The sequence below is a fragment of the Psychrobacter sp. M13 genome, assembly GCF_030718935.1.
GTDB lineage: Bacteria > Pseudomonadota > Gammaproteobacteria > Pseudomonadales > Moraxellaceae > Psychrobacter > Psychrobacter immobilis_G.
The window spans coordinates 2,799,784-2,814,287 of record NZ_CP132194.1 but is presented as its reverse complement, the minus strand read 5'-3'; the positions used below and the strand labels follow the sequence as shown (position 1 = coordinate 2,814,287).

The 14,504-nt window shown below is 43.8% G+C and carries 14 protein-coding genes; 8 read left to right on the top strand and 6 right to left on the bottom strand.

The genetic code is table 11. The features are described 5' to 3' along the window. Positions 1–149 precede the first annotated feature (149 nt). The 3 genes from Q9G97_RS11870 to Q9G97_RS11860 form a co-directional block, all read right to left on the bottom strand. Positions 150–1,007 carry a DUF72 domain-containing protein gene (locus Q9G97_RS11870; RefSeq protein WP_305898983.1) on the bottom strand — a complete coding sequence of 286 codons (858 nt, stop codon included), beginning with the start codon at positions 1,005–1,007 and terminating at the stop codon, positions 150–152. Positions 1,008–1,051: 44 nt separating this feature from the next. Then, entirely contained in the window at positions 1,052–1,540 is a 489-nt protein-coding gene (locus Q9G97_RS11865) for a diacylglycerol kinase (RefSeq protein WP_305898982.1), read from the bottom strand. 123 nt (positions 1,541–1,663) lie between these two features. After that, positions 1,664–2,725 (bottom strand): polyprenyl synthetase family protein, encoded by a 1,062-nt coding sequence (locus Q9G97_RS11860; RefSeq protein ID WP_305898981.1) that lies wholly within the window; start codon positions 2,723–2,725, stop codon positions 1,664–1,666. Between the two features lie 478 nt (positions 2,726–3,203). Here Q9G97_RS11860 and fadB point away from each other — a divergent pair, with 478 nt between their 5' ends. The 4 genes from fadB (at position 3,204) to Q9G97_RS11840 (ending at position 8,078) form a co-directional block, all read left to right on the top strand. After that, complete coding sequence (gene fadB / locus Q9G97_RS11855) at positions 3,204–5,363, top strand: fatty acid oxidation complex subunit alpha FadB (protein WP_305898980.1); 2,160 nt, start codon at positions 3,204–3,206, stop codon at positions 5,361–5,363. A 93-nt stretch (positions 5,364–5,456) separates the two neighbouring features. After that, positions 5,457–6,629, top strand: coding sequence for an acetyl-CoA C-acyltransferase FadA (fadA, locus tag Q9G97_RS11850; protein WP_201570283.1), 1,173 nt, complete (start codon positions 5,457–5,459; stop codon positions 6,627–6,629). A gap of 240 nt (positions 6,630–6,869) precedes the next feature. Next, positions 6,870–7,445, top strand: coding sequence for a hydrolase (locus tag Q9G97_RS11845; RefSeq protein WP_305898979.1), 576 nt, complete (start codon positions 6,870–6,872; stop codon positions 7,443–7,445). Positions 7,446–7,520: 75 nt separating this feature from the next. Then, a complete protein-coding gene (locus tag Q9G97_RS11840) occupies positions 7,521–8,078 on the top strand; it encodes a DUF1287 domain-containing protein (RefSeq protein ID WP_371747946.1) in 558 nt (185 codons plus the stop codon). 93 nt (positions 8,079–8,171) lie between these two features. Here Q9G97_RS11840 and asd read toward each other — a convergent pair whose 3' ends face one another. After that, complete coding sequence (gene asd, locus Q9G97_RS11835) at positions 8,172–9,008, bottom strand: archaetidylserine decarboxylase (RefSeq protein WP_305898977.1); 837 nt, start codon at positions 9,006–9,008, stop codon at positions 8,172–8,174. 131 nt (positions 9,009–9,139) lie between these two features. On the opposite strand from asd, the gene dtd reads away from it, so the two are divergent. Beyond that, positions 9,140–9,592: a D-aminoacyl-tRNA deacylase gene (gene dtd / locus Q9G97_RS11830; RefSeq protein WP_305898976.1), complete on the top strand. Its 453-nt coding sequence runs from the start codon at positions 9,140–9,142 to the stop codon at positions 9,590–9,592. A 42-nt stretch (positions 9,593–9,634) separates the two neighbouring features. Here the strand turns inward: dtd and Q9G97_RS11825 are convergent, their stop codons facing one another. Beyond that, positions 9,635–10,252, bottom strand: a complete 618-nt coding sequence (locus tag Q9G97_RS11825; protein ID WP_305898975.1) for a M23 family metallopeptidase — start codon at positions 10,250–10,252, stop codon at positions 9,635–9,637. A gap of 104 nt (positions 10,253–10,356) precedes the next feature. Here Q9G97_RS11825 and Q9G97_RS11820 point away from each other — a divergent pair, with 104 nt between their 5' ends. Then, complete coding sequence (locus tag Q9G97_RS11820) at positions 10,357–11,058, top strand: putative quorum-sensing-regulated virulence factor (RefSeq protein ID WP_305898974.1); 702 nt, start codon at positions 10,357–10,359, stop codon at positions 11,056–11,058. 69 nt (positions 11,059–11,127) lie between these two features. Next, entirely contained in the window at positions 11,128–12,528 is a 1,401-nt protein-coding gene (locus Q9G97_RS11815) for a hypothetical protein (protein ID WP_305898973.1), read from the top strand. 7 nt (positions 12,529–12,535) lie between these two features. Here the strand turns inward: Q9G97_RS11815 and Q9G97_RS11810 are convergent, their stop codons facing one another. Next, positions 12,536–13,477, bottom strand: coding sequence for an alpha/beta fold hydrolase (locus Q9G97_RS11810; RefSeq protein ID WP_305898972.1), 942 nt, complete (start codon positions 13,475–13,477; stop codon positions 12,536–12,538). Positions 13,478–13,730: 253 nt separating this feature from the next. Here Q9G97_RS11810 and Q9G97_RS11805 point away from each other — a divergent pair, with 253 nt between their 5' ends. Then, positions 13,731–14,408 carry a TIGR00730 family Rossman fold protein gene (locus Q9G97_RS11805; RefSeq protein ID WP_305900335.1) on the top strand — a complete coding sequence of 226 codons (678 nt, stop codon included), beginning with the start codon at positions 13,731–13,733 and terminating at the stop codon, positions 14,406–14,408. The last annotated feature ends 96 nt before the right edge of the window (positions 14,409–14,504 follow it).

Genomic DNA, 14,504 nt, shown 5'->3' with positions numbered 1-14,504 from the left:
AGGTTGCCACCCACGCTACAATCTGCCCAAGTTAGAATTGTTTTTATATCGAAATATAAAAAGGCGGGTTACGTTTTATTTGAATTCTCTATGAGAGCTTTATAAAACCAACCACACCCTACGAACCTTGTGCATCAAAATTTTTAAGTCTACAAAACATTAAAATCATACGCTGTTAAAGCCTCTCGCAACATCGCAATATTATAATAAGCATGAGCATTAACCGTGTTTTGAAAGAATATATACAGCGTATCGAAGTGCTCGCGTTGATTGGCAATCGTCTGTGCCCAGTCTTGCATCTCAGGCTTGCTATAGCGATAATCATGGCGATCAGAGGCACTCATCGCGCCCCACCAGTCCAAATTATTACCATGCATACGCAAGTAGCCTGTGCGCTCGGTAAATATTAGCCTTGATGGCGGTAGACCATTCACCTTGGGATAATCAACGCTACACCAAATAATGCCTTGCTGCTTGAAGCTATCGACCACTTGCGGGGTATGCCAACCACTGTGGCGAAACTCTACCGCTAATGGGAAGCCAGCAAACCAGCTGACTAGCTGAGCTAAATACAGTCGATGCTCGCGAGTACGATCAAAACCATGTGGAAATTGCAAAAGTAACGGTGCAAGGCAGTTGGCTTCGATAAGTGGTATCAAGGCTGTGAGAAAAGCTTGAGCGTGCTCTGTAGTACCTTTTCGCGCATGAGTAAAGTCTTGATGGAGTTTTACCGCGAACTTTAACTGGCTGTCGGTTTGCACATAGGCTTTATTAACCATGCCCGCAAAGGCTTTTTGCCCGATAGGCGCGTAAAAGGTGCTGTTGATCTCAACCGCGCCGTATTGCTTGGCGTATTCGCATAAAAAGTCAGTCTTCTTAGTACCAATAGGATAGAGCGTACCAAGCAAATCTATATCGCTATAGCCACCAGTACCAAGATAGACAGTCGGCATTGGATTAGCCGAATTTTGAGTTGCGTCGGTTCGACTTGCAGTATCTTCAATCATAACCTTTTGCCTTTTCTTAAAAGCCACCTTTTAAAAACATCGTCTTAAAACAGAAAAGTAGATAGTGCCATTAACCACAAAATAAATAGTAAGGTTAACGCTAAAAACTGTGCCGCAGAGCCGACGTCTTTACCTATCTTGGCTAAGGGATGTTGCTGGGTAGACGTATGATCGATACTGGCTTCTAATCCCGTATTAAATAGCTCAACGATGATAGATAGTGTGGATGCGAAAAGCAGAATCATCTTTATAGTGATCGCAAAAGGTATAAATATCAGCACAATCAACAATACTAAATTGAGCCAAAAGGCTTGGCGAAAGGCCGCTTCATTTTTATAAGCCGCCATAAAACCATCAGCGGAGTAGCCTGCAGCTTTAACGATACGACCAAACCCTGCTTTACCTTTGGCATCAGCCGCAAAACTATCAGCTGCTAGCGAGCCTGCATTTGGGGTATGTTCATCGTGGTCGTTATGAACGTGTTCATGACTAGGTTCATGATTATGAGAACGGTTTAAATTATTATCAGTCATATTATTTATACCAAACGTATCAATTATAGTTATCAATGATAAGCAGTTTAGCATGAGCATAATTCTAACAAAGCTGTTAGTTAGCCTATTTTTGTTTGATTTTTAACACAGCTATAAGAGTAGCTATTTATTACGCGCCCATAGCCAATCAATAAGCTCAAGTAGCGCACTGTTTTTACTAGCACTATTAATATCAACGCTATCGTCAGTACTAGTATTCAGCTCACGTATTATTGCGCTGCGACCTTCGTTAAATAACGATTGCGCGTGCTCTTTGGCCTTCTCAACACCCATTAGTTTTACGTAAGTCGATTTATCTAACTTTTCATCGCTGCCGACAGGTTTGCCTAAATCATCGGTATTACCAATCACGTCCAATATATCGTCTTGTACTTGAAAGGCGAGACCGATATGCCCCGCGCACTCTTGTAATGCCATGCGTTGTAATGCAGTAGCGCCTGCGCAAATGCCGCCCATCAGCATTGCCGCTTCAATCAAAGCGCCTGTCTTATCACGATGGATTGCCTCTAGCTCATTCTGCATTATCCCCGCGCTCGCTTCAGCATTTAGATCGAGCATTTGACCTGCCACCATACGTCGCGCACGTGGCGCAAATACTGCCAGCAAGCTACTGGCGATATGAGCATCAAAAGGCGCGAAGGTCTCAACCTCAGCAGTTAGTATTTCAAAGGCCAAGGTCTGCAACACATCACCTGCTAGCAATGCTGTCGCTTCACTAAAGACAATGTGACAAGTCGGCTGCCCACGGCGCAGCGCATCATCATCCATACAGGGCAGATCATCGTGTACCAACGAGTAAGTATGCAATAGCTCAACGGCTAACGCGGCACGCCTGCACATATCATAATGAATTTCGCTATTTAATAAGTCATCCAACCCCGTTTCTATATTTAAAGTAGCGCTATTCAAATCAGGCGTTTGAGAGCTGTCCTTTGCGCGGTTATGACTGGCCTCAACGCTGACAAAACTACTAGCCACTAGCAATGGACGCACCAGCTTACCTTGTCCCGTCATGACATAACGACAGGCCTCATCCAGCGGGCTTGGCAGCTGAGCATAAGCAAACAGCGCCTCAATATCTTGCGCTAGCTGGTTACGCAAAGCATCGTGCAGCTGCTCAAAAGAGTCAGAAGGAATAAATCGCGGTGCAACAGAGACGGTCATAATTCGAGCCCAGTTGAAGTAAGAGAATAAAAATAGGGTAGTTTAGCATGATAGCCAATACTGCCTATATGGCTTTTATTCATACCTTGATAGTTCTAGCTATTCTTTGATGTTTAAAGTCATAGTAATGATACTTTTCTGCTATTTATCTTTACTCATTGATGATTTAACTTGTTAGCTGAATATGTTTTTATAAAGCAAGTGTGATCTTTATAGCGTTCTAAACGAGTGGCTATTGCTTACTATTTATGATTACTCATTAAATAGTGACTTGTGCGTTTGGTTTTAGCTTGTGACAGTTGCTACTATAATCCCTACACTAATTGACGATGACAGCTTATCGAAGATGATTTTATTCTTTGAGCTAAACAATTTGTACTGAAAATTTTTATTAATAATAACGAGCTACTTTACTTAAAAAATAGGTTTGTTTTTTAACTTGATGAGATAGCTTTTAATACATAGCAAGGAGTTCCAAATGGTATATCAAGGAAATCGCATTACCGTGAGCATGCTAGAGGATGGCATCGCCAACATGCATTTTAATGCAGAGAATGAGAGCGTCAACAAGTTCGATCTTGAAACCAATAAACAGCTTAGCGAAGCGGTTAGTGCGTTAGAGAAGTCTGATGACGTTAAGGGCTTGATCGTCACCTCAGGTAAAGGCGTCTTTATCGCTGGAGCAGATATCACAGAATTTGTCGCTTCATTTAAAAATTCAGAAGAAGACATCAAAGCTTGGGGCATTAAAGTCAATGGCGCTTTCAATCGCTTTGAAGATCTGCCTTTCCCGAAAGTAGCGGCTATTAACGGCGCAGCACTGGGCGGCGGTTGTGAGATGACGCTGGTTTGTGAATATCGCGTTATGAGCGACAAAGCCATCATCGGTCTACCAGAAACCCAGCTAGGTATTTTCCCAGGCTTTGGTGGTACGGTACGTAGTTCACGGGTCATCGGTATCGATAATGCGCTTGAATTGATCGCTACAGGCAGCCCTAAAAAAGCCCTTGATGCGCTAAAACTAGGCTTAGTCGATGCAGCAGTTGCAGCAGATGACTTGCAAGATGCTGCCATAGATTTGGTCAAAAAATGTATCTCAGGCGAGATTGATTGGCAAGCTAAGCGCGAAGAAAAACTAAATCCAGTTAAGTTAAATCCGCTAGAGCAAGCGATGGCGTTTAACAGTGCTAAAGGCATGATCTTCGCTAAGGCCAATCCTAAGCAGTATCCAGCGCCAGCATTAGCTATCGAGGCAATTGAAAAGCACGTTAATTTGCCACGTGATGAAGCTATTGAAGTTGAAGCGACTTACTTTGCCAAAGCAGCTAAGACTCCACAAGCAGAGAGCTTAGTAGGTCTATTCTTGAGCGATCAATTGGTCAAAAAATTGGCCAAAAAGCATAGTAAACAAGCGCATGATATTAATGAAGCTGCCGTACTAGGCGCAGGCATCATGGGTGGTGGTATCGCCTATCAAGCCGCCAGTAAAGGCTTGCCAATCATCATGAAAGATATCAAATCTGAGCAGTTAGATTTGGGTATGGGTGAAGCCAGTAAGCTATTAGGTAAAATGGTCGACCGTGGCAAAATGACTCCGACCAAAATGGGTGAAACGTTAAGTCGTATCCGCCCAACACTTAACTACGGCGACTTTAGCGATACTGATATCGTTATCGAAGCGGTCGTTGAGAATCCAAAAATTAAGCGTTCAGTGTTAAAAGAAGTTGAAGGCTTAGTCAAAGACGACGCTATCATCGCCTCTAACACCTCTACTATTTCTATCACTTATCTAGCGGAAGAGCTGGCACGCCCAGAGAACTTCGTCGGTATGCATTTCTTTAACCCTGTTCACCGTATGCCACTAGTAGAAGTCATCCGTGGTGAAAAGTCTTCTGAAGCAGCTATCGCAACGACTGTGGCGCTAGCAACCAAAATGGGCAAAACGCCTATCGTGGTCAATGATTGCCCAGGTTTCTTAGTCAACCGTGTACTGTTCCCATATTTTGGCGCTTTTGATTTACTGCTTAAGCAAGGCGCTGATTTCGTCCATGTGGATAAAGTCATGGAAAAATTCGGCTGGCCTATGGGCCCTGCGTACTTGATCGATGTGGTTGGTTTAGATACAGGTGTACATGGTGCTGAGGTGATGGCAGAAGGCTATCCTGATCGCATGAAAGCCGACTATAAAGGCGCTATCGAGCATCTATATGACAACAAACGCTTAGGTCAAAAGAACGGCGTTGGTTTTTATAAGTATGAAATGGACAAGCGCGGTAAGCCGAAGAAAACCCCTGATGAAGCGACTTATGAGCTATTGAAAGCCACTACTGATAGTGAAAAGCAAGCGTTTGATGATCAGGCTATTATTGATCGCACCATGCTAGCGTTCTGCAATGAGACGGTACGCTGCCTAGAAGATAATATCGTCAGCACGCCAAGCGAGGCGGATATGGCGATGATTATGGGCGTTGGTTTCCCACCATTCCGTGGCGGACCTTGTCGTTATATCGACCAAATGGGTCTTGATAACTACTTAGCACTGTGTGAGAAATACGCGCATCTTGGCAAAGCCTATGAAGCCCCACAAAAAATACGTGACATGGCAGCCGCTGGTGAGACGTTTTACGCCACGGCATAATGCGCACACTCAATTAGGATAAATGTCGCCAGCTTATTTTTAGATCAAAAACAAGCTGACGATCACTAATAAAAATTTAAAAGGAAAATTAATATGACAACTTTAAGTCCAAATGATGTGGTCATTGTCGATGGCGTACGCTCAGCGATGGGCAAAACAAAAAATGGTATGTTCCGTCATGTGCGTGCTGATAGCTTATCAGCAGAATTAGTTCGCGCGTTAGTTGAGCGTAATGATTTCGATACTAATGATGTCGAAGATATTATCTGGGGCTGTGTTAACCAGACTCTAGAGCAAGGCCTAAATATCGGTCGTAATATCGGTCTATTGGCTGGTATTCCAAAGACTGCTGGCGGTCAAACCGTTAACCGTCTATGTGGCTCATCTATGCAAGCCCTGCATACTGCTGCTGCGCAAATCATGACTCAGCAAGGCGATTTATTTATTATTGGTGGTGTTGAGCACATGGGTCACGTCGGTATGATGCATGGCGTTGACTTAAATCCAGCGGCCTCAAAGCACTACGCTAAAGCCTCAAATATGATGGGCTTGACCGCTGAAATGCTTGGTCGCATGAATGGTATTACTCGCGAAGAGCAAGATGCATTCGGTCTAGAGTCGCATCGCCGCGCGTGGGAAGCGACTACTGAAGGTCGTTTTAAAAATGAAATCGTCGGTATTGAAGGTCATGATGAAGCGGGTCGTTTGCAATTATGTACCGTTGATGAAGTAATTCGTCCTGATGCGACGATGGAGCAAATGCAAAAGCTACGTCCAGCGTTCGATCCTAAAGGGGGTACGGTAACAGCGGCAACTTCATCAGCATTATCAGATGGTGCATCAGCGATGCTAGTGATGAGCGCCCAAAAAGCTAAAGACTTAGGTCTTAAGCCACGCGCCCGTATCCGCAGTATGGCAATCGCTGGTTGTGACGCGGCTATTATGGGTTATGGCCCTGTACCAGCTACGCAAAAAGCGCTAAAACGCGCGGGCTTAAGTCTTGATGATATCCAAACTATTGAGCTAAACGAAGCCTTTGCTGCGCAAGGACTATCAGTACTCAAAAACTTAGGTCTGACGGACAAGCAAGACATCATCAATGTCAACGGCGGTGCGATTGCACTTGGTCATCCGCTCGGTTGTTCAGGCGCGCGTATCACGGTGACTTTGCTAAACGCAATGGAGCAGATGGATACCGAAGTTGGACTAGCAACTATGTGTATCGGTCTCGGCCAAGGTATCGCCACTATTATTGAGCGTGTGTAGATATAAAGTTTAAATTTTCGAATCAGTTTATTGCCTAATTTAAAGCCTTTGATCTATATGATTGAAGGCTTTTTTATTTTCTGTCAATAGTAAACCGACGCAGCTAGGCTCGTTATAAGTTGTTACGATAGGTTATCCTCGTTGACGTCCTCAACAAAATGTGACTAAATGAGAAGGAGCATAGACTATAAAAATAAACTGATCTGTCGCTATCTGCTACAGAGGTACAAGGAGTGTATTATGTCCACTATGATTATTGACCGTACTTACCGTATTGCCCGTGAAAACACCCAAGCTATGGTTATTGACGTTCAAGAGCGTTTAACACCGCACATTCATGATCATGAGAATATCGTCAAAAAAATAGTAATACTCGTTAAAGGTCTGCAAGCCTTAGGTGTTCCTATTATGCTGAACGAACAATATAAAAAAGGCTTAGGCGAGACGCTCCCTGAAATTCGTGAGCTGTTAGAAGAAAAAAACAGCAAAGGCTTTGAAAAGGTCACTTTTAGCGCTTGTGATAATCCTGATGCTTGGAATCATCTAGCGCAGCAAAATCGTAGTATCGTGCTGTTATTTGGGGTGGAGTCGCATGTTTGTGTGCTTCAAACCGCGCTTGATTTACTTGATCAAGGTCTGCAACCTGTCATTATTGGTGATGCGGTAGGTTCTCGTTTTCCCTATGATAAGAAGCTAGCACTACGTCGTATTCGCCGTGCAGGTGGCATCATTACTACGGTTGAGACTGTATTGTTTGAGCTATGCCGTTCAAGTCAAGACCCTGCTTTTAAAACGATTAGTAATTTAATTAAATAATGAATTGAATATATAAAGTAGGTCACAGCGATGAGTAGGATAGAGCCGTTTAGTGTTAAGAGCTTGTTGGCGGTAATGCTCTCAATAGCTTTATTAACACCAGCTATAGCTGCTAACACGATTAGCAGTGGTGATAAACTAGCTGTTGATGCTAAAAAGCAAATCGGGGTCACAACTAGCTATGATCCTACTTATCGCAAGCTAGACTTTCCGCGCGGTGATGTGGCGCAAAATACGGGCGTCTGTACCGATGTAGTCGTCCGCGCTTATCGCTTGCAAAATATTGACTTGCAGCAGCTGATCAATGTCGATATGAAAGCCAATTTCTCTGCTTATCCTAAGATTTGGGGTCTCAAATCCACTGATAAAAATATTGACCATCGCCGTGTACCCAATATCGAGACTTACCTTGAGCGTCATGGACAGAGTTTATCGATGACTGATAAGGACAGCTTTAAGACAGGTGATATCGTCTCATGGCGTTTGCCCAATAGTAATTTGCCCCATATTGGTGTGGTTTCAGACAAAAGCGCGGATGATGGTACGCCACTTATTATTCACAATATCGGACGTGGCACTCAAGAAGAAAACATTCTGTTTGCTTATCCTATTCATGGTCATTATCGGTATTGATAAGGTCTTACCTACAATTTTTTTAAATAAAAAAAGCCGCTAGCAGTTTCATGTTAGCGGCTTTTTCAGACAAAATTATTAATAACAAAAGCTTTATTCTGCGTTTGCCAATCCTAAAAGCTCACCCATCTCAACTTTAGTATTAGCACTCATACTCTCTTGCCAATTCGCTTTCGCGGCCTTTGGCAAAATCACAATAGCAGTTGAACCTAGATAAAAGCGTCCAAGCTCATCGCCCTTTTCAAGCTTTATCTCATGCTGCTCTAGCTGAATATCTTTAGTACGCGTAATTTTACCCGTCGCTACGGTTTCGATACCTGCAACAATCATCGCGCCAACCATTACTACCGCAGCTTTGCCATATTCTGTATCGAACATACAGACTAAGCGCTCGTTACGTGCAAACAAATCAGGCACGTTAGCGGCTGTGCTATTATTAACCGAAAATAAAGTACCAGGCACATAGCGAGTGGTGGTCAAAGTGCCAGCGAATGGCATATGCACCCGATGATAGTTACTTGGCGCTAGATAGACGGTGGCAAAGCTGCCATCGGCAAAGTAATCGCCATCGTCAGTATTGGCTAGTAATTGTCCAATCTCGTAATAGCGTCCTTTGGCTTGCAACAGTTTGGTATCTTCTATTTGCCCCAATTGTGAAATGACGCCATCAGCTGGGCTGACGATACCTTGCGCAGTCTTATCAATAGGGCGTGCCTCGTCTTTTAGCTCACGAGTAAAAAAGTCATTAAAGCTCTCATAGGCATTAAAGCTTTGGCGCTCATACTCATCCAAGCTGACCCCATAAGCTTTTGCAAAGCTACGAATAAAGGCTTTTTTGACCAAAGGGTGACGACTAGAGGCTAGACGACCAGCGACGCGGCTGAGTTTCTGTTGTGGGACAAATTGCTGAATAGTAGTGAATAATGACATAGTAAGTTACCAAGATAATTTTAAATAAAGTTGTAAATAAGAGTGAATGACAATGTGGCGTATTTTATCATGGTCAGCGCTACTCGTATGCGTGTAATTGGTTAAAGGCAGTTTAATATAAGGACAATTTAATGAAAGCACTTATTCAGCGGGTCAGCTCTGCTAGTGTCAAAGTCAACGGGCATAGCGTTGGCGCAATCGAACACGGTATCTTGGCTTATATCGGTCTAGGCAAAGATGACAACAGCCAAAGCATGCAGCGTATGATCGATAAGATCTTGACTTATCGTATTTTTGAAAATACTGAAGATATTAGTAAACTAGGCAAGCTTGATCAGAACTTGCAGCAAGTGAAGGGCGGACTATTATTAGTATCGCAGTTTACGCTAATGGCAAGAACTGATAAAGGTCGCCGTCCTGACTTTGGTCGTGCGATGGCCCCTGATATAGCGCAAGCTTTATTTGCTCAGATGATAGCTTATGCCAAGACGCAGCATCCGCTAGTAGCTACGGGTGAGTTTGGTGCTAATATGCAAGTTGCGAGTGTCAACGACGGGCCGTTAAATTTCTTATTAGAGACTTAATATATAAGCTAGTCAAAGTTTTCAAAGTTAACGTTTTTATCGCTAGTTTTTTATTAATAAAGGATAAGGATTGACCGCGCTACCATTGATATATATTCCATAATGCACGTGTGGCGGTGTGCCTTTGGCGTTGCCGCTATTGCCAACATAGCCGATGGTGTCTCCCGCCTCGACCCAATCATTAACGCTAATATCAGCGTAGTCCTCTAGGTGTGCATAATAATGCCCTGCGCCACCAGGCCCGACGATGACGACCACGCGACCGCCTAGAGTATTCTCACCTACCTTGCTGATAATGCCATGTGTGGTGGCTTGTACGGGTGTATTGCGCTCAGCAAAGATATCAATGCCCTCATGAGAGCGACCTTGGCTACGAGCCGCGCCCCAAGTATCCGCTAAGCTCTGCCCAGGTAATGGGCTAGGTAAGCTATTATCTACAGGGAGCTCTTCTTGTAATAAATTAACCCGTTGCCATTTACTTTCGATCAAGGTCTGTGTTTGCAAGCGAAAAGTTGGCCATAGCTTGTCAAATATAAACAAAAGCGCAAATAAAAAAACGGCTCTTAGTAGTACACTGAATATCCGACTAAAGAGCGAAGGCTTTGGCGGTTTTGGCGGCACTGGTAAGGGTGGCGGTGTTGATGACTCGTTAGGTAGCATTGATTCGCCTTATTTACTCTTAAGTAAAGGTATAGAATGTTATTCTATAGAATATGTGCCAAAACTTTAAATGGTGTTTGGTAAAAGAGATAGGTATTTGATGAATGACTGACATAGCAACCGCGCTGATTATCGATACAGAGACCGACCGAGGCGGCGACCCGCGACCTATTCAAGTGGCGACTATCAATGTTGCTACAGGCTTTGAGTGGATGCAGTACTTTAATAGTGGCCGTGCTATATCGCCTGTGGTGATAAAGGTGCATGGTATCACCGACGAGGATGTGGCTGGACTTGAGCCGTTTAATATTGATGAGTTTGAGCTGCCAGAGTATCTAATTGGTCATAATGTACGCTTTGATTGGCGAGTCATTGGTCGCCCAGTGGCCAAGCTGATTTGTACCGTTAGACTGGCGCGTGTGGCCTTTCCAGAATGGCGCTATTATGGTCAATCAAAGTGTATCGAGCAGCTAATAGGTAAAGGCGAGGCGAGCAAAATGACTATCGCGGCGCACGATGCTTTGGGTGACGCGCGAATGTGTTACCTGCTATATAAAGCCTGCTGCGAGCGCCTTGAGATTGAGCCGACTGATTTTGCTGCTGCCCATAAAATATCGAACAAAGCCAGTCCGACAGGCAAGATGCCCTTTGGTAAGCACAAAGGCAAGTTAATAAAAGAGGTGCCTATCGACTATATCAAATGGATGCTCGCCAATATTCATAATTTGCAACCCTCATTGCATACCGCTTTAACCAAGCGTGTTGCCGCTGAAAATCTAAAGTCTACAGAAGACCCTATCAATTAAAACTTTATAATATTCAAAGTGAACTCTAAAGGTTAGTGATAGCCAAACAAAACAAGGATGTCATCTACAATGGGTATCACTGAAGCTGCATTATTTTGGGGGTTTTTGCTGGTTTATGGCGTGATTATGTATGTGCTATCACCCAAAAGTAAAAGTTCAGAGTCGTTCTACAAAGGGGTCGATGAGCAAGGTAAGCCCGTTGGTCAATGGGCACTGACTGCTAGTATTTTTATTAGTTGGATATTTGCCAAGTCAGTGACTAACGCGGCCAATCTAGGCGCAACCTATGGGGTCGTCGGTGGCCTCGCTTATGCCAGTTATTGGCTCTCTATTCCCGTAGCGGGCTATGTGATTTATCTGATTCGTACGCAGACGGGCGCGCGTAGCTTACAAGAGTTTTTGACTTCGCGCTTTGGACGGCTAGCGTCATTAGCTTTTGCCGCGGCTATTTTGATTCGGCTCTACAATGAGATTTGGAGTAATACTGCGGTGGTCGGTGGCTATTTTGGTCTGCCTGGACAGTGGCAGTATTATACAGCAGCGATGGTCTTTACAGGCTTTACCTTAGCTTATAGTTTAAAAGGCGGGCTACGCTCCTCTATATTTACCGATGTCATTCAGACCTTTGTCTTTGTATTCTTTTTAGGCGCGGTCATATTTATGATCTTGCCCGCTAATGATCCGAGCGCTTTATTGCAGTCGGGTAGCTTTCGACTGAATGGTGGTGTAGATTTATTATTAGTGGCTTTGCTACAGCTGTTTAGCTATCCTTTTCATGACCCAGTATTGACGGATCGCGGCTTTGTAAATAATGAAAAGACCATGCTCAAGAGCTTCGTAGTCGCAGGGTTATTAGGATTTGTAGCGGTATTTGTTTTCAGCTTAGTAGGAGTACATGCGCGCTTAAACGGTATCGATGCGATGGGCAATGCACCTGTCGCTGTTGGACGCTCGCTAGGGCTGGCGGCGCTGTTTTTTATGAGCGTAATTATGATGACCTCAGCAGGCTCGACGCTGGATTCTACTTTTAGCTCGTTAGCTAAGTCGCTAGCGGTAGATTTGCCAAGGCTTGCGCAGCGTAGCATTCAAAGTCTACCCAGTGTAAAAGTTGGTGCTGGCGTCATGATTATTTTTGCTCTACTGGGTAATATACCTATGTTTGCAGGTACTGATATCCTGCTGGCGACGACTATCTCTGGCACTATGGTTATGGGGCTAGCGCCGGTATTTTTGTTTTATAAGTTTACCAGCTGGTCACCGTGGAGCTTTCATTTAAGTTTTTGGACGGGTCTGATGTTAGGGGTAGCATTAGCCATTGGCGCTGTACCCCAGAGCTGGGCTATAGGCGATGGTGATTATGCCTTGCTATTAGGAACGAACGCTTGGGGTATCTTGCTATGTACCCTAGGATTTTTTATACCGTTAGTACTGTCTCGTTTGCGTGATAAACCTGTGGTAAAAGCCAATTAAAATAAGGCTAATGCGTTTTAAACCAGTCTACTGCCATTTGCCAAAGCTCAGGCGCTTGTGCATGAGTCTTACGACTAAAGAAACGCATGTGTCCTATGCTATTGACGCCTAAGGCCTTGGGGTCAAGGTAGTGCTTTTCTACAGGCATGTTTGGGAATACTCTGATCATATCGTCGATGTTTTTACTATTAGCGATTTCATCATCACTAAAGCCTAGCCAAAGCGCAGGCATCGCAACTTCATCATAAAAGTGACTATGCACGGTTTTGCCAAGTGCAGTCTGTATATAGCCTGAGCCATTGCACCACTCACGCCACTGTCTGGCAACGCCTCGTGGTAGTGGCTCGCCCATGCCGATTTTGTCCGCTGGCGTATAGCCCAAAGTTAGATTACTTAGCGGTATAAAGACATCCATAAAGCCCATTGCTTTGAGCTTGTAGGGCATGTCCATATTAGCGATGCATCCTGATGAGCAAGCGACATTGAATACCGAGCTAATAGCACTATAATTAGGCATCAAGCCAATGAGCTGACCACCTGCACTATGACCGATCAAATGATATGAGGCATCAGGGAACTCATAGTGCAGGGCATCGAGCACCGCTGGCATGTCATGACGACCCCAGCTAATCAGGGAAGCATCACATTTTTTCAAATCAGTGGTCAACGACTCACCGATACCTTCATTATCAAAAGTAATCACTCCGAAGCCATGCCCTGCTAAAAACTCAGCAAAATGATGATAAAACTGGCGCTTAATACCTGTTGCTGGTGCTATCATTATCGCGGTCTTGATCTGATTTCGAGGACGATAAATAGTAGCTGCCAGCGTGCGGTTGCGTTCAGTCATTATAGTTAATGAGTATGTTTTTATAGTCTCATTGTTATTCATAGCTTCTTTGGTATTATATTCTTGCTGCAAGTTGTGGAATGATTCATTATCTGACATAGTTATATCCTAAATTGCCTGAGTATTGAGCGCTAGCATGTAGTGATTACGTAGTGATCAAGCGTTGCCAATCAGTATTAGTATGGCTTATGGTAAAATAAACGTAGCCTAATTTTAACCAATAATCCAATCAACCAGCATAAAAATTAATATCATCACAGTCATAGATAAAAATGATACTAGAATTAAAAAAAGCACGATATCTAAAAAAATTAAAATTAAAATTTAAAAACTAAACTAAGGGCACGACATGATGCAAATGAAAATCAATAACGATACGTATGAAGTAATAACCAGTCACGATATAGCCAATATAGAACAAGCAGTCGATAAATCAAGCCTTACTATGCCATTAGTAGCCGTCTATTGTGGATCGCGCTTGGGCAATGATGAGGTTTATGAACAAGCGGCGCGTGAGCTAGGTAGCGCGCTTGCAAAGAACGGCTTAGGGCTAGTCTATGGCGGTGCTAGTATCGGCTTGATGGGTGCGGTCGCTGATGGCGTAGTCGATGGTGGCGCACAGGCAGTAGGCGTTATCCCAACCTTTATGCTCAAGCATGAGATCGCTCACGAGGGCTTAACGCGTCTGCATCTAACGGATACCATGCACACTCGCAAGACGGTTATGGCGGAGTATGCGAATGCCTTTATTACCCTACCAGGTGGCCTAGGTACTCTAGAAGAGATAATGGAAATTGCCACATGGCGACAGTTGTATCAGCACGAAAAGCCGATGATTATTCTCAATATTAATGGCTTTTATGACAGTCTAATTGAGCACCTTAAATTTACCACTGATCAGGGCTTTATGAAGGCTGAGGATCTTGAGCGTTTAGTGGTCTGTAATAGTATCGCTGAGGCGATTGAGCTACTACAGACGATCGTAACTATTGATGAAGAAGTAGACACTAAGAAGATGGTGGGTAACTAAGTAAATTGGTAAGCAAATTGACAGTTTAAACGAAACGGTCAATTTGAATGGTTAATGACAGTCAGCTAATAAAAGGGCTTAGCGTATTACGCTAAG

Excerpts from the sequence above, each read along its gene's own strand:
- Q9G97_RS11870 (WP_305898983.1), bottom strand. The coding sequence starts at position 1,007 with ATGATTGAAGATACTGCAAGTCGAACCGACGCAACTCAAAATTCGGCT.
- Q9G97_RS11865 (WP_305898982.1), bottom strand. The coding sequence starts at position 1,540 with ATGACTGATAATAATTTAAACCGTTCTCATAATCATGAACCTAGTCAT.
- Q9G97_RS11860 (WP_305898981.1), bottom strand. The coding sequence starts at position 2,725 with ATGACCGTCTCTGTTGCACCGCGATTTATTCCTTCTGACTCTTTTGAG.
- fadB (WP_305898980.1), top strand. The coding sequence starts at position 3,204 with ATGGTATATCAAGGAAATCGCATTACCGTGAGCATGCTAGAGGATGGC.
- fadA (WP_201570283.1), top strand. The coding sequence starts at position 5,457 with ATGACAACTTTAAGTCCAAATGATGTGGTCATTGTCGATGGCGTACGC.
- Q9G97_RS11845 (WP_305898979.1), top strand. The coding sequence starts at position 6,870 with ATGTCCACTATGATTATTGACCGTACTTACCGTATTGCCCGTGAAAAC.
- Q9G97_RS11840 (WP_371747946.1), top strand. The coding sequence starts at position 7,521 with ATGCTCTCAATAGCTTTATTAACACCAGCTATAGCTGCTAACACGATT.
- asd (WP_305898977.1), bottom strand. The coding sequence starts at position 9,008 with ATGTCATTATTCACTACTATTCAGCAATTTGTCCCACAACAGAAACTC.
- dtd (WP_305898976.1), top strand. The coding sequence starts at position 9,140 with ATGAAAGCACTTATTCAGCGGGTCAGCTCTGCTAGTGTCAAAGTCAAC.
- Q9G97_RS11825 (WP_305898975.1), bottom strand. The coding sequence starts at position 10,252 with ATGCTACCTAACGAGTCATCAACACCGCCACCCTTACCAGTGCCGCCA.
- Q9G97_RS11820 (WP_305898974.1), top strand. The coding sequence starts at position 10,357 with ATGACTGACATAGCAACCGCGCTGATTATCGATACAGAGACCGACCGA.
- Q9G97_RS11815 (WP_305898973.1), top strand. The coding sequence starts at position 11,128 with ATGGGTATCACTGAAGCTGCATTATTTTGGGGGTTTTTGCTGGTTTAT.
- Q9G97_RS11810 (WP_305898972.1), bottom strand. The coding sequence starts at position 13,477 with ATGTCAGATAATGAATCATTCCACAACTTGCAGCAAGAATATAATACC.
- Q9G97_RS11805 (WP_305900335.1), top strand. The coding sequence starts at position 13,731 with ATGCAAATGAAAATCAATAACGATACGTATGAAGTAATAACCAGTCAC.